We start from the raw sequence: 18,032 nt of genomic DNA, 5'->3' as shown, positions 1-18,032 counted from the left end.
TGGCAGATATGACGAACGAGACGCAGCACTTCCACGGCGAATACAAGGTCATCGGCGGCAAACTCGTCGTCGCCGATGTCACCACCGACGGTAAGACCATCACCGAGGTGAAGATCTCCGGTGACTTCTTCCTCGAACCCGAGGAAGCCTATTTCGACCTTGCCCCGGCCCTCGTCGGCGCCAGCGTCACCGCCGACAATGCGGCGCTGCGCGGCCGCCTCGACGAGGCTCTGGCCGGATACGGAGCGGATCTGGCGATGCACGGCTTCTCCACCGCCGATATCGCCACGGTCGTCCGTCGCGCCCTCGGCTCGGCCGCGAACTTCACCGACTTCGACTGGCAGGTCATCCGCGGAGAGGTGCTGCCCACTCAGCTCAATGTGGCGCTCGACCAGGTGCTGCTCGAAGAAGTCGCGGCAGGTCGTCGGCAGCCGACCCTGCGGTTCTGGGAATGGGAGGACACAGCCACCGTCATCGGGGCCTTCCAGTCCTACGTCAACGAACTGCGCCCCGAAGGTGTGGACAGGCACGACGTGCAGGTCGTCCGCCGGATCTCCGGGGGCGGAGCAATGTTCATGGAAGGCGGCAACTGCATCACCTATTCGATGTTCGTCCCGCCTGCCCTCGTCGCCGGTCTCGACTACGAGGAGTCGTATGTGTTCCTCGACCAGTGGGTGCTCGCGGCGCTGAAGACTCTCGGAGTGGAGGCGTTCTACAAGCCGATCAACGACATCTCCTCGACCGGAGGCAAGATCGGCGGTGCCGCACAGAAGCGCAATCGCGACGGCACACTGCTCCACCACGCGACGATGAGCTATGACATCGATGCGGACAAAATGGTCGAGGTGCTGCGCATCGGCGAAGCGAAGATCTCCGACAAGGGAGTGGCGAGTGCGAAGAAGCGCGTCGATCCGCTGCGGAGTCAGACCGGTGAGGCACGCAAGGACATCATCGATGTCATGGCCGACACCTTCGCCACCCGCTATGGGGCCACCTACGGTACCTACACCGAGGAGGAGCTCAAGCGGGCCCAGGAACTCGTCGATGAGAAGTTCGGGACCGAGAAGTGGACGCACCGGGTGCCGTGACGGCGGGCCCCGGCCCGATCGCCGCGGCGGTCGAACCGTTCCGCGGCACGATCGTCGCCCTCGGCGGCGGTGGGTTCTCGATGTCCGAGACCGGGGAATCGGCCATTGATGACGAACTTCTGCAGATGGCGAGTCGGCGAAGCACCGCATCCGATCTCCCAAATGTCTGCTTCGTCCCGACGGCATCCGGCGACAGCCGCGATTACATCGACAGGTTCGAAGCGGCTTTCGGAGGACGAGCCCAGACCCATGTCCTCTCCCTGTTCGGGCAGGCTCCGTGGGACTACCAAGATCCGGCGATGCTGCTCGACATGGACCTCATCTACGTCGGCGGCGGCTCGACGGCGAACCTGCTCAGCCTCTGGCGGCGGCACGGCGTCGACCAACGGATGAGAGAAGCGGCTGCCGGCGGCACGATCCTCGCCGGCATCAGCGCCGGAGCGAACTGCTGGTTCGAGGCATCCTCGACGGACTCGTTCGGTCCGCTGGCCCCGCTGGACGATGGGCTCGGATTTCTGCAGGGGAGTGCCTGCCCGCATCTCCACGGCGAACCCGGCCGGGAAGCCTCCTTCCGGAAATGGATCGCCGACGGCATCCTGCCGGGCCCGGGAACCGCCATCGACGACCATGCCGCGGTCGTCTACGTTGACGGCAGAGCCACCTCGGTGATGGTGGAATCCGACGGCGCAGCCGCGTATTCGGTCGACGAACACGGCCGACTCCGGGCCTTGAACGAATACGCACGGCCGCGGGCCGCCGAGGAATGAACGGCGAGAGCTCCCGGGCTGCCACCACTGACTGACGAATCGAGAAGAGTTTCGGGACGGACGGGTGCGGAATCAGCGGCGGTGGTCTGTAGGATTGGGAACCAATCACGTCCCCTGCACAAGGAGAGCCATGCGCCAGGTCGAACCGTCCGTTGAACTGCTCGCCAAGCCCGATATCGATTGGGAAGCGATGAGGACTTACCTCGATGAGGTGGGCGGAACTTCCTGGGCCGATCGCGTCGAGGATGCGGAATCTCCCGACGCCGAGGATCTCCTCGAGTTCTCCGGACGCATGTGCTACCGCTCGTGGGAGCCGGGCCTCAACCCGAACGTCTCTCGCGTGCGCACCGATTCCGCGCAGTACCTCGGCAATGTCGTGAAGTCCCAGCACGGATCCGTTCTCGAACACGCGAACTTCACCTTCGTCCTCCACAACGTCTCGCGCGTGCTCACCCACGAGCTCATCCGCCACCGCGCGGGGTCGGCGTTCTCGCAGGAATCGCTGCGTTACGTCCGCCTCACCGACATCCCGTTCTGGTTCCCCGAGTGGGCACGCGAAGACCCCGAACTCATGGAACGCAGCCTCCAGGTCCTCGACACCCTCGAGGAGCACCAGAAGTGGATGGCCGAGCACTTCGAGCTCGACGAGGAGGGTACGAAGTTCTCGCACAAGAAGCACATGACCTCGTTCATGCGCCGCTTCGCCCCCGAGGGACTGGCTACCGGCATCGTCTACACCGCGAACCTGCGTTCTCTGCGCCACGTCATCGAGATGCGAACTGCGAAGGGCGCCGAAGAGGAGATCCGCCTCATCTTCAACAAGATCGGTGAAGTCATGCGCGAGGAGGCTCCGGCGGTCTTCGCCGACTACGAAGTCGTCGACGGAGAATGGATCCCCGGCACCCGCAAGGCCTGAGGCTCGCCACCACCAGCCGCACCTGACGCCGACGTCAGACAGATTCCAGGAGGACATGCCATGGCAGATATCTACGCAGCTCAGCTCAACCCCGGCAAGCTCGACGTCGTCAGCGACTGGGTGGCCGAGCAGGATTGGGCCGCTGAGCTCGATCTCGAGGCGAATCCGCTCGAGGCCGTCACGGCGTACCGTTTCGACGACCCCATCGGAGAGGTGGGCATCGAGGTGCACATCGTGCGCAGCGGCGATCAGCTGCTGCAGGTGCCGCTGACCTACCGTGGGGCACCGCTCGACGGCGCCGACGAAGCATTCGTGGCGAACATGGAGCATTCGGTGCTCGGCAAGCGGTGGGTCTACGCCGGCATGGGCGACCCGCTGTTCCGGCAGCGCCTCGACCACACCATCGCCACCGCATCGACCGCGGCGAAGCAGTACCGCGTCGACGCTGAGGGCAATCGGGGAGAGGAGATCACCGATGTGGCCCACGCCTTCGGCACCGGACCGCTGCCGGGTGCCGGCGACGTCGAGATCCTCTACCGCCTGTCGCCCGAATCGCCGGCGGAGAAGTCCGACGCCGGTCTGCTACTCGGTCGGTGGGAGGGCCAGGACACGAACGTCGTCCTCGCCATCATGGTCTGACGGGGATCGGCACTGCCTGATACGGCCCAATCAACTCACCGCGGGGGAGGAACCGGAAGCGATGAGCAGCGACTGCATCTTCTGTCAGATCGTCGCAGGTGACGCGCCGAGTGCGCCGATCGCCGAGACCGCAGCGACGTTGGCGTTCATGGACATCCAGCCAGGGTCGGACGGGCATCTGCTCGTCGTGCCGAAACGGCACAGCACTGATCTGCGGGACATCCCGGCAGACGACCTGGCGGCGGTGGCGCTCGAGTCTCAGCGCATCGCCAAGCACGCCTATTCGGCGTGGGATGCGGACGGCGTCAATCTCCTCAACTGCTGCGGTGCCGATGCCTGGCAGTCGGTCTTCCACTTCCACATGCATGTGATTCCGCGCTACCGGGACAAGGGCAAGGACCGCCTGCGGCTACCGTTCGAACCCGGCGTCCGCGGGGATCAAGAGCTCATCGGCTCCCTGGCCGCGAGCATGCGGGAGTCGCTCGACGCGGAGTGAGTCATTGCCGTGATCGCCGGCGTTGTGCTCGACCTCGCCGAGGCGACGCACAGTGTCCGAGTCCCCGGCCGTTCTCACCGCGCCAGGTCGATGATCGTCATCCCCGCCGCAGCGGCGGGGGAGCCCATGGCCTCCATCGCCGCCGGTGCCTCGTCGAGTCCGATGACAGTGGTGACGAGATCCTGCGGGCGCAGCCGTCCCTGCACGACGAGGTCGACGAGCTCCGGGTACTCGGCCGCGGCCATTCCGTGCGAGCCGAGCACGCTGAGTTCGAGCGCGATCACCCGCGGCAGGTCGACGACCGGTTGGTCGGGCAGCAGACCGATCTGCACGTGCCGGCCCAAGGGTGCCAGAGCTCCGATCGCCGCCCGGATCGTGTCCTCCCGGCCCAGCGCATCGACGGTCACGGCCACCCCGTCAGGATCGGTCGACGCGAACTGCGCGACCACCTCGGCGCTCAGCTCCTCGGGACTGAGATCGCGAGCGTTGACGGTCCGCGCGGCACCGAACTCACGGGCGGACTCCAAGGCCGCATCGCTGACGTCGACGGCCACGACCGTCGCACCGAGGGCACGGGCGATCATGATCGCAGACAGTCCCACCCCGCCGCAGCCGAACACGGCGACCGTCTCGTCCGCGGCAAGCCGAGCCCGTACGCGCAGACCGTGGAAGGCCGTGGCGAATCGGCACCCGAGACCGACGACGGCCGCGGCAGGCAGATCCTCGGGCACGGCCACGAGGTTCGCATCGGCATTGTGGATGACGACCCGCTCCGCCCACGACCCGAAATGCGTGAATCCCGGCTGCGTCTGATCGGGGCACACCTGCGCATTGCCCGAAATGCACCACCGGCAGCTCCCGCACCCGCACACAAAAGGAACGGTCACCCGCTGGCCGGGGCGGAACTGCTCCACACCGACCCCCGCCGAGGCGACCCGACCCACCAGTTCATGCCCGGGTACGTGGGGGAGAGTGATCGTCGAATCGTGGCCGGACCACGCGTGATGATCGCTGCGGCACACCCCGGTGGCTTCGACGTCGATGACGACGCCGGCATCGGGGGCAGTGGGAGCGGGAATCTCCTGCAGCCGAGGGCGGACGGAGAACTGATCGAAGACGATGGCGCGCATAACGCCGATCGTAGGCCGCGTGCCCTGCGCAGGCCGAGCCTGTCCGCTCTGTGGCGGGCGGAGTGACGAGGCGCCTCCGACTCAGCGCTGATGGCTTCCGGCAGCCGCCGACTTCTCAGCGCGGATGAACTCCGGCGACTGCCAAAGCATCGAGCAGTCGAGCCCGCAGCGCCTGCGCCCTGGCCGAAAACGCGCGTTGCCGCTCCATGTACTCGGCCTTGCCCGCCGCGGTCTCGACGGCGACGACCCCGTAGCCCCATCCGCGCAGGTCATAGGGAGAGGCCTCCATGTCCAGAGTGCGGATATCGAGGGCCAGATCGAAGCAGTCGACGACGAGGTCCGAATCGGCGACCGGTGAGATCTTCATCGCCCACTTGTACAGATCCATCCCCGCATGCAGACACCCGGGCTGCTCGTTGCCGACCATGCCCTCACGGCTCGGCTGCAGGGTGTTGAGCGGCCGGGCCGGTGCGGTGAAGAAGCGGAACGCATCATGATGCGAGCACTGGATGCGGTGGCCTTCGACCACGGCATCGGTCTCGGCGGGGCTCAGACGCAGCGGCACCTGCTGATGACGGCGCTGCTCCTCGGTGAGTCGGTAGACCATCGCCCACTCGTGAATGCCGAAACACCCGAAATTCGCCTCCCGATTCAGCGTCGACGACAGCAGGGAGGCGATGAACTTCGCCCCGTCCCCACGATCGGTCCGCCAGGACTCGAGGTCCACCTCGGCGAGATTCCGGTCCTCGTCGATGAGGTACCAACGCCGGTCGAAATATCGGTGATCGGCCGCCTCGGCGAGTTCGACGCGCACCCCCGGCCCGGGATGCCATTTCTTCAGCTGCCCGACCTTGAACGGGTAGTAGGTGAAGAGGAAATCCTCGACCGGATGGGACTCCTGCCGCATCCGCCGTTCGATATGGGCATCCGTGCGTTCGGCGATCCGATCTTCGTGCTCATCACGCAGCCCGCGCCAGTGAGAGGCGGCAATGACACCGTCACCGAGGCGGCCGGCCGGTTCGTCGGTGCGCTTGTTCGCCGCAGCGATCGGGGCCACCGCCGACGAGGCGGTCGCCGCAGCGATCGGGTCGGCAGTCGTGGTCGATGGCGCGGAAGTCACCGCACCATTGTCCCAGACGACGGCCGGGCCCGCATGCGCGCCGGGCCCGGCGATGAGTCGGTCAGCGGCCCGAGCGCTTTGTGCCCTTCGCCGCTGGAGCGTTGAACGGGTCCTCCGGCCACGGGTGCTTCGGGTAGCGACCCCGGTTCTCGGCTCTGACATGGGCATACGCGTTCGCCCAGAACGATGCGAGGTCGGTCGTCACGGCCAAGGGCCTGCGCGCCGGGGAGAGCAGATACATGGTGACCGGCACCCTTCCGTCGCAGATGCGCGGCACTTCGGTCCAGCCGAAGCATTCCTGGAGTTTGACCGCGAGGATCGGGCTCGGGATCTCGGCGCGCTGGGGTGAGGTCGGAGACTCATCGTCGGCTCGGGAGTCGTCGTCCGCTCCGGACGCGGCCTGCGGCTCGATGAGATCGGGGTCTGAGTACTCGAGGCGGATCGCGGATCCGCTGGGCACTGTGATGTGGGTCGGGGCCAACTCGTCGAGCCGGGCCGCTTCGGGCCACGGCAGCAGGCCGCGCAGGGCGGAGACAAGATCGACCCGGGCAGGGTCGGAGCCCTTCGCGATGCGGTCGAGCACATCCGGGCACCACTGATCGAGCGTGGCGGACAGGTGCTCCCACGTCACCTCCGGCCAGGGCTCCCCGACGACCGCGCGGAGCAGACCGAGCCTGGCCCGCAGGTTCTCGAATGCCTCGGACGGCAGCAGAACCTCGCGGGCACCTCGTTCACGCACTGATGCGGCGATGGCGCGGCGTGCGAGCTCGGGCCCGGCCTGGATCGGGGTGGACGTCAGTTCGATCCCGCCGAGGCGGCTGCGCCGAACCGCGCGGACCTTCCCGGACTCGAACGTCGCCGACTCCTCCGTGTGCAGCAGCCCGGCACCGGCGAGTTCCGCGGTATCGACGTCGATGGGCACGGCAGATCGGATGATCGCACGCGAACCGGCCAGACCCACCTCGGCGATGGCCAGCCACCGACTGCCCTGCAGAGAGGAGTCACGCGGCAGGCTCGCCGCAGTGCCCGAAGCCAGCAGATAGTCGGAGTCCGAAGCACTGCGCAGCCGTGCGATCTGCAGGGGATACGACAGTGCCGTGACGAGTCCGAGATCCTCGGGTGTCAAAGATGTGGCGGAATTGCCGCCGCAGTCTCCCGAGCCTCCGCCATCGCCGTCCGAGGCGAATTCGCGGGCGATCGACGCGAACCGTCTGCGGTCCTGAGCGAATCGGGCATCTCTGCTGCGCCGCAGTTGACGCATCAGAGCGGAGAGATCGGCGCCGGGAGCCCGCTGATCGGATTCGATGACGGCGATCGCCTCGGCCGCACGAACGGGGTCGAGCAGCGCTGCCCCGTCGAGGAGGCCGCGTGCCGCCCACACCGAGGCGGGAATCGCCGCGATCACCCGCCCGGTCTCGGTGACGCGGAGATCCGAGACTTCAATTTCCGAAGCATCTGTGGCCACCTCCACGGCCCCCAAAGCCACAAGATTGTCGACCGCCTGCCGCTTGGGGCCGGCCGGCAGCGGATCGGGCAGGAGGGCCTCGTCGCCGCCCCACGTGGCTAGGGCCAACACCGCGGAGGTGAGATCGGAGGTCGCGATTTCGGGTGGAGTGTGCTCGGGCAGGCTCGCCCAACCGGACTCTGACATGCAGCGATACGCGACGCCCGGTCCCTGCCGAGCGGCACGGCCGGAACGCTGCGTGCCCGAAGCCTTCGACTCGCGCATCGTCACCAGCCCCGACATGCGCCGCCGCGTATCCAAGCGCGGCCCCCGGGAGAGCCCGGAATCGACGACGATGCGCACTCCGTCGATCGTCAGCGCCGATTCGGCCACCGACGTCGAGACGATGACCCGCCGGTTCCGCCCCACGCCGGTCGAGCCCGGATCGACCGGGCGCAGGATCGCATCCTGCTCCTTCGCAGGCGTTCGGCCCGTGAGAGTGTGCACCTCGATCGCAGCAGAATCCGAACCACCACCTGCGCTCGCCTCCAGACCTGTGCCCGCCTCGGCACCTGTGCTCGAGCCCACACGACGCCGCACCCGGGAGGCCACCTCGTCGACCTCACGTGCCCCTGGAGCGAAGACGAGCACGTCCCCGGCGACGTTCTCCTCGAGCGCGCGCACCGTCACCGCCGCCAGATGATCAAGGAAATCCCAGGTCACACCTCGCGCATCGAGCGACCGTTCCTTCGCCGGTGCCCACCGGACCTCCAAGGGATGAGTCTCGGCGGCCACCGACAGCAGAGTCGCCGGTGCCTGCGGCCCGTCCCCGAGGCGCGCGGCCCACAGTCGCGCATCCAAGGTCGCAGACATGATGACCACAGCGAGGTCCTCACGCAGATCTGCCAACTCCCGGCACATCGCGAACGCGAGATCCGTATCCAACTGCCGCTCGTGCACCTCATCGAGGATGACTGCCGCGACGCCGGTCAGTTCCGGATCGCGCAGCAGCCGTGACAGGAGCACACCCGTGGTGACGAATTCGATGCGCGTCGCGGTCGTCGTCCGCGACTCACCGCGGACGGTGAAACCCACCACCTCGCCGAGGCGGGTCCCCGTCAACGATGCGAGCCGCCTGGCCGCGGCGCGGGCAGCCATCCGCCGCGGTTGGGTGACGATGATGCGGCCCGGGAGTTCGGCACCAGCCGAACCTCCGGAGAACCGGGCCACGTGCTCGGCGATCATCGGCGGCACCACGGTGGTCTTACCGGTTCCGGGAGGAGCCTCCACGACCACTCGCGGGAAGGGGGCCGCCTCGGCGAGGCTCAGCTCTTCGATGAGCGCGGCGGCGGGCAATCCGGCCCCGATGCGGGCGAGATCGAAGGTGTGCGGGACGTGCGGATCGGGCATGACACCAGTCTCTCAGCAGGGCGGTCAGGCCCGCACATGGGACGCCGCCTGAGGATCTGCGGGGACCCGATCACGGTTCGAGGTGCACCGACGCGCGGAAGGCACCAGGCACTGACTAGACTGGGGCACATGCGTATCGCCAGATTTGTCCATCAGGACGAGCCCAAATACGGAGTCGTCGAAGGTGAAGTCCCGCCGATCACCGACGGCAGCTGGGACACGTCGGGTCTCGAACTCGCCGTTCTCGACTCCGACCCATTCTTCTCTCCGGCCCAATCGACAGGGGAGAGGCTGAAGATCGAGGATGTGCGTCTGGTCAGCCCCATCCTGCCGCGTTCGAAGGTCATCGGCGTCGGCCGCAACTTCGCCGACCATGCCGCCGAGCTCGGCAATGAAGTGCCGGTGTCCCCCCTGACCTTCTTCAAACCCAACACCGCCGTCATCGGCCCCGGCGACCCCATCCGCCTGCCCGCCATCAGCGAATACGTGAGTTATGAGGCCGAACTCGCCGTCATCATCGGCCGGGTGGCCAAAGGTGTGAAGGCCGAGAACGCCAACGACCACGTCCTCGGCTATACCGCCGGAAACGATGTCACCCTGCGCGACATCCAGAAGGCCGACAAGCAGTGGTCACGGGCGAAGGGCTTCGACACCTCCTGCCCGCTGGGCCCGTGGATCGAAACCGAACTCGACGTCGACGACCTGAATATCCGCTCCTGGGTCGACGGAGACATCAAGCAGGACGGGACCACCGCCGACTTCATCTTCGATATCCCGACCCTCATCGAGCACCTGTCCGAGACGATCACCCTGCTGCCCGGCGATGTCATCCTCACCGGAACCCCGGCTGGCGTCGGCCAGATCGTGTCCGGCAACCGCGTCGACATCGCCATCGACGGGCTCGGTGTCCTGTCGAACCCGGTCATGGACGCCTGAGAGCACCACACCAGCAGCGCCACCGCGCACACCACAGACTCACACCCGAGAAGATCACGCAAAGGACAATCGTGAGCGTCACAGTTCGTTTCTGCCCATCACCCACCGGCACCCCGCACGTCGGCATGGTCCGCACAGCCCTATTCAACTGGGCCTACGCCAAGCACACCGGCGGCAAGTTCGTCTTCCGCATCGAAGACACCGACGCGGCACGTGACTCCGAAGAGAGCTTCGGACAGGTCGTCGAGGCCCTCAAATGGCTGGGCCTGGACTGGGACGAAGGCATCGAGGTCGGCGGCGTCAACGGACCCTACCGCCAGTCGCAGCGCGGCGAGATCTACGCCGAGGTCATCGAGAAGCTCAAGGCCGGCGGCCATATCTACGAGTCGTATTCGACGAACGAAGAAGTCGAAGCCCGTCACAAGGCGGCAGGCCGTGACCCGAAGCTCGGCTACGACGGCTACGACCGCGACCTCACCGACGAGCAGAAGGCCGCCTTCCGCGCCGAGGGGCGCGAACCCGTGTGGCGCGTGCGCATGCCCGATGAGGACATCACCTTCACCGACCTCGTGCGCGGAGACATCACCTTCAAGGCCGGAACCGTGCCCGACTTCGTCGTCGTCCGCGCGAACGGCCAGCCCCTGTACACCCTGGTCAACCCCGTCGACGACGCGCTCATGGGCATCACCCACGTGCTCCGCGGCGAAGACATCCTGTCCTCGACCCCGCGTCAGATCGCTCTCTACGAACACCTCAAGGCCATCGGCATCGCCGAGGCGACCCCCGAATTCGGCCACCTGCCCTACGTCATGGGCGAGGGCAACAAGAAGCTGTCGAAGCGGGACCCCGAATCGAACCTGTTCCTCCACCGCGAGAACGGATTCATCCCCGAGGGGCTCATCAACTACCTCGCGCTGCTCGGCTGGTCCATCGGACCCGACCGCGACGTGTTCAGCGTCAAGGAATTCACCGAGGCTTTCGACATCCACGATGTCCTGCCCAACCCGGCCCGCTTCGACGTGAAGAAGGCCACCGCCATCAACGCCGACCACATCCGCCTCCTCGAGCCGGGTGACTTCCGTGACCGTCTGGTGCCCTACCTCCAGGCCGCCGAGGTGCTCCCGGAGTCCCCGACGGATGCTCAGCTGCAGGTCCTCGACGAGGCGGCACCGCTCGTGCAGACCCGCATGAAGCTGCTCGGCGAAGCTCCCGATCTGCTCGCGTTCCTCTTCACCTCGGACACCGACCTGACCATGGCCGAAGACGGACTGAAGACGCTCAAGGACTCCGCCCCCGAGGTGCTCGCCGCCTCCATCGAGGTCCTCGAAGGACTCGACGAGTGGACGACGGCGAAGCTCGAAGAGGTGCTCTCAGTCAAGCTCGTCGACGAGATGGAGATCAAACCGCGCCTGGCCTACGGACCCCTGCGGGTGGCCGTGTCCGGACGCAAGGTCTCCCCGCCGCTGTTCGAGTCGATGGAGATCCTCGGCAAGGACTCCTCGCTGACGCGCCTCAAGGCACTCGCGGCGCAGCTGTGACCATGGTCGAGCAGAAGAACTGGACCCGTGGGGGACTGCACTTCCGTGACGTGACGGTCACCGTGCCCTTCGACCATTTCGGACGGGCCGGGGACGCCGCCTCGGCGGGGGAGAACGCTGTGCCGGCCGCCTCGGGGACGGTGAATCTGCCGGACACGATCGACGTGTTCGCCCGGATCATCGCCACCGAGGCGGACAGCCGGAAACCCTACCTCGTGTACCTGCAGGGCGGGCCCGGCGTGGAAGCCCCGCGCCCGGGCATCGCCGGCGGAGCCAGCGGTTGGGTGAAGCGTGCCCTCGAGGAGTTCCAGGTCGTCATGCTCGACCAGCGCGGAACCGGACGATCGAATCCGATCGGCTCGGTTGATGGGGCCATCACCGGACTGGACACGGTGGGGGAGGACCCGGCCGCGATCGCCGAGGCGCTGTCGTTCTTCCGCGCCGATTCGATCGTCGAAGACGCGGAGATCCTGCGCGGCCACCTCGGGGCGGATACCTGGTCCCTGCTGGGGCAGTCCTTCGGCGGCTTCACGACTCTGCGCTATATCTCCGCGCATTCGAGTGCCCTTCACGAGGTGTACTTCACCGGCGGTCTGCCGGCGATCGGCCTCGATCCGGCGACCGTCTACGGACGGACGTGGGAGGGCATGATCCGCAAGTCCGAGCAGCACTATGCGGCGTTCCCCGGTGACCGTGAGAAGATGCGCAGTCTCGTCGAGCTCGCGTCCGTCGGGGACGGGCTCGCCCTGCCCGGGGGTGCGCGTGCGACTCCGGAGCGGATCCGTCTGCTCGGGCACTTCCTCGGTGCCTCCGATGGTCCGGAGAAGCTGCACTATCTGCTCGACCTCGATTTCTCTTCGGCAGCGTTCCGGCACGACCTCGCCGCGTCTCTGCCGTTCTCGGGGCGCAATCCGCTCTACGCTGTCATCCATGAGTCCTGCTGGGCCGACGGCACGGTGACGAACTGGGCGGCCAGGCGGGCGATGCCCGATGCCGTCCGTGAGGATCCGACGCTGCTGGCCGGCGAACACGCCGGGCCGGAGTCGCTGCACGAAGACCCGGAACTCGCCCCCTTCGCCGAGGTGGCCGAGCTCGTCGCTGCACGTCAGTGGCCTCGTCTCTACGATGTCGACGCTCTGCGGGCCGCCTCGGTGCGCGGTGCTGCGGCAGTCTACTTCGACGACGCCTACGTGCCGGTGGAGTATTCGCTGGCCACGGCCGAGCACCTGTCCGGGGTGCAGCCGTGGGTGACGAACGAGTACGAACACAACGGCCTGCGCGCCGACGGGTACCGAGTCCTCGACCGGCTCATCGGCCTCGCCCGCGGGTGAGGCCGGGGCCCGCCGGGGCAGGCAGACCGAGCCTGCGCGCGCGGGACTACAGGGCCTGTCGGCAGACCGGTCCCGATGAGCGTGGTGTGTTAAGAAGGTCACACTGAAAATGACCCTCTGAGATTTGTCCGGAGGCGGGGTGCTTGTGTAGAGTTATATCTCGTTGCTCAGGGAAATCTCCTCGGGGATGACCTTGAAAAACATTGGGCTATGGTGTAATTGGCAGCACGAGTGATTCTGGTTCATTTAGTCTAGGTTCAAGTCCTGGTAGCCCAGCGGACACAGTCTGGATCAGTCCAGGAGTGTTGTTCTGGCCCCCGTCGTCTAGTGGCCTAGGACGCCGCCCTCTCAAGGCGGTAACGGCAGTTCGAATCTGCTCGGGGGTACGGTTGAGCCCCGCATCGAATTTCGGTGCGGGGCTCACTCTAATTCACGGGCTTTCCTGCACCGTGTCAGCATCCGCGGGTTCAAGATTCATATGCACTGATTGAGATCACCACTTCTGCACATTGAAGCCGCTCCTGCGCCAGAAATACAGGGCGCAGCGAGTCAGCGGGAGACCGAGTCGGCGATGCGCTTCGTGTGCTCGGCCGTCTTGATGTTGGAGACGATGAGCTCGAGCACGAGACGGACGCCGATGACCCACAGCGCCGGAATGATCCAGCCGAAGATGATGGCGATCAGCAGCGGCCAGATGCTGAAGCTCGGGCCGCCGGTCATATATGCCGAGGCCGTACCTGCTGCGATTCCCGTGGTGATGCCGGCGATGATCGTCCCGAGGTACGACAGGACCGCGACCACGATCGCGATGATGTAGATGAAGCCCGCCCACTTCACCGCGATGAAGTTGTCGAAGCGGATGTCGAACAGCGACTTGAAGAACCCGGCCTGCTGGGGTGTCGACTGCGGAGCCTGACCATACGCTGGCTGACCGTACGCGGGCTGACCGTAGGCCTGCTGCTGTGCCGCTCCCTGCGAGTAGGCGCCCTGCTGATAGGGATCCTGCTGGTAGGCACCGGGCTGGGAATATCCGCCCTGCTGGTACTGCTGCCCCTGTGCCTGATAGGCATTGGGATCGTAGGTGCCCTGCTGATAGGTGGGCTGGTCGGGCTGGAACTGTGCGTTCTGACCCTGTTGCGCTGCCTGATCGTCCTGGCCTGGCTGGTCGGGCTGGGCGTTCTCAGGCTGGTCTCCCGCGCCGGGGTTCTGGCCGTCGAGGTTCTGCTCAGCCGAGCTGCTGTTCGGGTCGTTCGGGTTCTGTGGTGTCGACATGGTGTCCCTCTCGAGAATGGAACGCACCCAGGGCAGGGCACGCTCGCCTGATATCTGCCTGTCATCGCAACCTATCAGGATGCGCCGATCCGCGGCAGGGCGACTGTCATTTTGGAAGGAAGCACGAAGTGTTGACTCAGCCCGTAGCTCGTAGCTCGTAGCTCGTAGCCCGTAGCCCGTAGCCCGTAGCCCGCAGGTCGAGGCTGAGGTGGGAGGTGCTAGGTGTCGGAGTCGGCAGAAGCACCGTCAGGAGCGGCCGAACCGCTGCCTGAGATAGGCGAGCCCGAATCGGCAATCCCGTCGTCGACCCTGGTCAAAGCGATGCTCCACTCGACGGCAAGCTCGTCACCGGGGGCGACGACGTCGAAGGCCTCGCCGGCCGCGCCGGCGGCGAACGCATTCGGAGGGCACGTCATCGGCTCGATCGCAATCGCCCGACGAGCCAGATCCTCATTCAGGCCGTCGCCCGTGCACGCTTGCCAGGTGCGGAACCCCGGCCCCATCCCGACGACGACCTCGCGCAGATCGGCACCCTTCAGTCGTGCCCGAGACCACCCGTCGTCCCCGCGCCGAGGTGAGTCGTACGCATCATCGAGGATCGTTCCGCCGATCAGGCGCAGCGCCCGGAAGTCCTTGCACACCATGCACGCGGAATCACCGGAGGCATGATCGGCCGGAACCGCGGTGCCGTCATCGAAGGGGCGCACGGCGGTGGGGATGAGCCGCTCATCGGTCTCATACCAGTGGGCAGCGGGAATGACGAGCTGAGCCTCGTCGACGAGTTCACCGTCCCCGGGCGAGAGCCACGGGTGAAATCCGAAACCGAACGGCGCGGGAGCCGACCCCGTGTTGCGGGCACGTGCGCGCATGCGCAGCTCCGCCTCGGCGAGTTCGACATCCACCCGCAGGCCGAACGCGAAGGGATACCCCTCTGTCGGCTCCAGCGAGTATTCGAGACTGACCGTCGACTCGGTGCGCTCGACCACGGACCATTCGACGTCGGCGACGAGGCCATGCAGAGCAGTATCCCGCTCGGGCTCGGTGATCGGCAGCCGGTGGCTGTCGCCGGCGAAGTCGTAACGACCCCCATCGATCCGATTCGGCCAGGGAGCGAGCACGGCCCCGTCGAAGGCATTCATCGGCACCACGATCGGCCGATCGCCGACGCTGAAGCGAACCAGGCTCGCGCCGATGGGGGACATGACCGCCGTTGACTCGCCACAGGCGAGTTCGATGGTGGCGGTCATGGGTCTCCAAAGGGGCTCGAGTGCGGGAGGTGCGGTTGCAGGTATTGTACGCCGACCGCGCCCAATCGAGCCGCCAGGTGTTAGCATTATGATCGAAAATGATAACTTTTGGGAGGTCTGATGCCGGCGTCGCATCAAAAGGCGAACCTGTCCGATGGTCGTGAGATCCTGTTCTTCCAGGACCCCGACTCACATGTACCGACGATCGTCGCTGACCCCCGGCCGAAGGATTCGCGACCCGACAGCGGCACCCTGCGCTTCGACCTCCTCACCGGAGAATGGGTCGCCGTGGCCACGCACCGGCAGACCCGCACCCACCTGCCCGCCGCCGCCGAATGTCCGCTGTGCCCGTCGACGCCGGACCGTCCGACGGAGATCCCGGCCGCGGAATTCGACGTCGCCGTCTTCGAGAATCGCTTCCCCTCCCTCGGCCCCGGCCTCGGTGATGTTCCGTCCCATCAGGAGGTCGACACCGCTTTCGCCGAGGCGGCCGCCGACTCCGCCGAAACCGTGACCTCTGCGCTGTCGGGACCGGGATACGGCCGCTGCGAAGTCGTCGTCTTCTCCGCGGAGCACACCGGCTCCTTCGCAGGACTCGGCACCGCACGCGCCCGCACCGTCATCGACGCCTGGGCCGACCGGACCGCAGAACTCTCAGCCCTGCCGGGCATCGAACAGGTCTTCATGTTCGAGAACCGCGGGGAGGAGATCGGGGTGACGATGAACCATCCGCACGGACAGATCTATGCTTACCCCTATGTCACCCCGCACACCGCGATCACCTCGGCCCGGGCGCATGACCACCTGCGCCGGACCGGACGACCGCTGCTCGGCGATGTGCTCGCCTTCGAACGCGAGGCGGGGGAGCGGATGATTCTTGAGACCGATCACTTCTCCGCGTTCGTGCCCTTCGCGGCCCGCTGGCCGATCGAAGTCCACCTCGTTCCGCACCGCCAGGTGGGAAGCGTCGACGAGCTCGACGACACCGAACGCGACGACCTGGCGCGCGTCTATCCGGAGGTGCTGCGACGCATCGACGGACTCTACCCGAGCCCCACACCGTATATCGCGGCCTGGCACCAGGCGCCGGTCAACAGTGCCGACCGCAGCGCCGAATGGCTCCGCCTCGAGATCACGAGCCCGCGGAGGGCTGAGAACAAGCTGAAGTTCCTCGCCGGTTCGGAGGCAGCGATGGGCGCCTTCGTCGGCGACGTCTCCGCCGAGGAGACCGCAGCCAGGCTGCGTGCGGTGACCCCGGATCCCCTCGCCGGACCCGCGGATTCCCTCGCCGAGGCGGAGGCCGGTCGATGAACGCCGAGACGTCGACGACGGTGGCCGCGCCGACCCCCGAGCACCTCGCCGAGGAGTTCGAGGCCCTGTTCGGGTACCGGCCGCTCGGATCCTTCCGTGCGCCCGGGCGGGTGAACGTCATCGGCGAACACACCGACTACAACTTGGGCTTCGTCCTGCCCATCGCCATCGATCGGGCCGTGTACGTCGCCATCGGCCGGCGACCCGACAACTTCGCTGACGGGCGAGACGTGGACGTGGCGGGTCGCCGGGGCGAGCACAACGCAGAGGACACGGGAACCGTGGAGCCGCCTCGGTGCGGGGAGAGCATCCGCATCGTCTCCGACCATCGCGATGACACCGGCCAGCGTCTGTCCGGCCAGTTCGCGGCCGCTGACCTTTCGCCGGGTGCCCTGCCCGGCTGGCTGAGCCACCCCGCGGGCGTCGTCGACGAGATCGCGAAGACCACGGGCACGATCGTCGGCGGAGTCGACCTCTATATCGAATCCACCGTGCCCGTCGGTGCCGGACTGTCGTCATCGCACGCACTCGAAGTTGCGGTGCTCATCGCCCTCGACGAGGTGTTCGGCCTCGGCCTCGACGACCGAGAGAAGGTCCTGCTGACACAGCGAGCCGAAAACGACTTCGTCGGTGCGCCGACGGGAATCGTCGACCAAGCTGCGTCGATCATGACCGAGGCCGGGCATGCGCTCTTCCTCGACTGCCGTGACCTCAGCGCTCGCCAGATTCCCTTCGACCTCGACGCCGAGGGGCTGCGACTCCTCGTCATCGACTCGAAGGTCTCGCACTCGCACAGCGAAAGCGGGTACGGCGCCCGGCGGAGGACCTGTGAGGAGTCCGCCGCGATCGTCGGCGTCGACAGCCTGCGGGAACTCGCCGACGACGTCGACCTGAGCGAACTGACCGAGGAGCAGCGCAAGCGCGTGCGACACGTCATCGCCGAAAACGCTCGGGTCCGCGCCACCGTCGAACTGCTCGAGGACAACGAGCGATCAACCGGCGACGAACATGACGCGCGCATCCGTGCCCTCGGCGATCTGCTGGTGGCCTCCCACGAATCCCTGGCACACGACTACGAGGTCTCCTGCGTCGAACTCGATGTGGCGGTGGCGGCCGCGATGGGAGCGGGGGCACTCGGAGCGCGGATGATCGGCGGCGGCTTCGGCGGTTCGGCGATCGCGCTCATCCACGCGGACCGGGTCGACGCAGTCGGCGACGCGGTCACCGCGGCATTCGCCGAACACGGCTACCGGACGCCGGACATCTTCGCCGTCAGCGCGGGGCGGGGCGCGGCTCGGTTCGACTGAGCGATGATCCTTCGGGGACGCTGGCTGTTGTGGTCCGGGCAGGCGTTGACCACCCGAACCTCCACGGTTCATGCTTGAAC

General features: G+C 66.8%; 15 protein-coding genes and 2 tRNA genes. 12 read left to right on the top strand and 5 right to left on the bottom strand.

Translation table 11 applies throughout. From position 1 onward, the window contains the following. The first annotated feature begins 8 nt into the window (after positions 1 to 8). From HF684_RS12470 to HF684_RS12450, 5 genes are all read left to right on the top strand, one after another. Complete coding sequence (locus tag HF684_RS12470) at positions 9 to 1,088, top strand: biotin/lipoate A/B protein ligase family protein (protein WP_169252725.1); 1,080 nt, start codon at positions 9 to 11, stop codon at positions 1,086 to 1,088. Next, entirely contained in the window at positions 1,067 to 1,855 is a 789-nt protein-coding gene (locus tag HF684_RS12465; RefSeq protein WP_248278925.1) for a peptidase E, read from the top strand. The genes HF684_RS12470 and HF684_RS12465 overlap by 22 nt, the downstream gene beginning before the upstream one ends. A gap of 130 nt (positions 1,856 to 1,985) precedes the next feature. Continuing rightward, entirely contained in the window at positions 1,986 to 2,771 is a 786-nt protein-coding gene (gene thyX, locus HF684_RS12460) for an FAD-dependent thymidylate synthase (RefSeq protein ID WP_169252724.1), read from the top strand. Positions 2,772 to 2,831: 60 nt separating this feature from the next. Then, positions 2,832 to 3,410, top strand: coding sequence for a hypothetical protein (locus HF684_RS12455; RefSeq protein WP_169252723.1), 579 nt, complete (start codon positions 2,832 to 2,834; stop codon positions 3,408 to 3,410). Between the two features lie 61 nt (positions 3,411 to 3,471). Beyond that, the gene (locus HF684_RS12450) at positions 3,472 to 3,906 is read left to right on the top strand and encodes an HIT domain-containing protein (RefSeq protein ID WP_169252722.1); all 435 of its coding nucleotides are present in this window, start codon (positions 3,472 to 3,474) and stop codon (positions 3,904 to 3,906) included. Positions 3,907 to 3,980: 74 nt separating this feature from the next. On the opposite strand, the gene HF684_RS12445 is transcribed toward HF684_RS12450, so the two are convergent. The 3 genes from HF684_RS12445 to hrpB form a co-directional block, all read right to left on the bottom strand. After that, entirely contained in the window at positions 3,981 to 5,036 is a 1,056-nt protein-coding gene (locus HF684_RS12445) for an alcohol dehydrogenase catalytic domain-containing protein (RefSeq protein ID WP_169252721.1), read from the bottom strand. 115 nt (positions 5,037 to 5,151) lie between these two features. Beyond that, on the bottom strand, positions 5,152 to 6,156 hold the full coding sequence (locus tag HF684_RS12440; RefSeq protein ID WP_248278924.1) for a 3-methyladenine DNA glycosylase: 1,005 nt from the start codon (positions 6,154 to 6,156) through the stop codon (positions 5,152 to 5,154). Between the two features lie 61 nt (positions 6,157 to 6,217). Beyond that, positions 6,218 to 9,010: an ATP-dependent helicase HrpB gene (hrpB, locus tag HF684_RS12435; RefSeq protein WP_169252720.1), complete on the bottom strand. Its 2,793-nt coding sequence runs from the start codon at positions 9,008 to 9,010 to the stop codon at positions 6,218 to 6,220. Positions 9,011 to 9,139: 129 nt separating this feature from the next. On the opposite strand from hrpB, the gene HF684_RS12430 reads away from it, so the two are divergent. The 5 genes from HF684_RS12430 to HF684_RS12410 all read left to right on the top strand — a co-directional run bounded on the left by HF684_RS12430 (position 9,140) and on the right by HF684_RS12410 (position 13,201). Beyond that, positions 9,140 to 9,946: a fumarylacetoacetate hydrolase family protein gene (locus HF684_RS12430; RefSeq protein ID WP_169252719.1), complete on the top strand. Its 807-nt coding sequence runs from the start codon at positions 9,140 to 9,142 to the stop codon at positions 9,944 to 9,946. A gap of 71 nt (positions 9,947 to 10,017) precedes the next feature. Continuing rightward, a complete protein-coding gene (gene gltX / locus HF684_RS12425) occupies positions 10,018 to 11,484 on the top strand; it encodes a glutamate--tRNA ligase (RefSeq protein WP_169252718.1) in 1,467 nt (488 codons plus the stop codon). 2 nt (positions 11,485 to 11,486) lie between these two features. After that, positions 11,487 to 12,815 (top strand): alpha/beta fold hydrolase, encoded by a 1,329-nt coding sequence (locus tag HF684_RS12420; RefSeq protein WP_169252717.1) that lies wholly within the window; start codon positions 11,487 to 11,489, stop codon positions 12,813 to 12,815. Between the two features lie 204 nt (positions 12,816 to 13,019). Then, positions 13,020 to 13,091, top strand: a tRNA-Gln gene (locus HF684_RS12415). Between the two features lie 37 nt (positions 13,092 to 13,128). Next, positions 13,129 to 13,201 (top strand) — tRNA-Glu (locus tag HF684_RS12410). A 163-nt stretch (positions 13,202 to 13,364) separates the two neighbouring features. Here HF684_RS12410 and HF684_RS12405 read toward each other — a convergent pair. Both HF684_RS12405 and HF684_RS12400 read right to left on the bottom strand, forming a co-directional pair. Beyond that, positions 13,365 to 14,087, bottom strand: a complete 723-nt coding sequence (locus tag HF684_RS12405; RefSeq protein WP_169252716.1) for a DUF4282 domain-containing protein — start codon at positions 14,085 to 14,087, stop codon at positions 13,365 to 13,367. A 218-nt stretch (positions 14,088 to 14,305) separates the two neighbouring features. Continuing rightward, positions 14,306 to 15,334, bottom strand: coding sequence for an aldose 1-epimerase family protein (locus HF684_RS12400; RefSeq protein WP_169252715.1), 1,029 nt, complete (start codon positions 15,332 to 15,334; stop codon positions 14,306 to 14,308). Positions 15,335 to 15,454: 120 nt separating this feature from the next. On the opposite strand from HF684_RS12400, the gene galT reads away from it, so the two are divergent. Both galT and HF684_RS12390 read left to right on the top strand, forming a co-directional pair. Beyond that, on the top strand, positions 15,455 to 16,645 hold the full coding sequence (galT, locus tag HF684_RS12395; RefSeq protein ID WP_169252714.1) for a galactose-1-phosphate uridylyltransferase: 1,191 nt from the start codon (positions 15,455 to 15,457) through the stop codon (positions 16,643 to 16,645). Then, a complete protein-coding gene (locus tag HF684_RS12390; RefSeq protein ID WP_169252713.1) occupies positions 16,642 to 17,952 on the top strand; it encodes a galactokinase family protein in 1,311 nt (436 codons plus the stop codon). Before galT ends, HF684_RS12390 begins: the two co-directional genes overlap by 4 nt. Positions 17,953 to 18,032: the final 80 nt, after the last annotated feature.

Origin of the sequence: Brevibacterium sp. 'Marine', from assembly GCF_012844365.1 — a bacterium.
Classification (GTDB): Bacteria; Actinomycetota; Actinomycetes; order Actinomycetales; family Brevibacteriaceae; genus Brevibacterium.
This window is presented reverse-complemented; position numbering and strand designations above follow the sequence as displayed.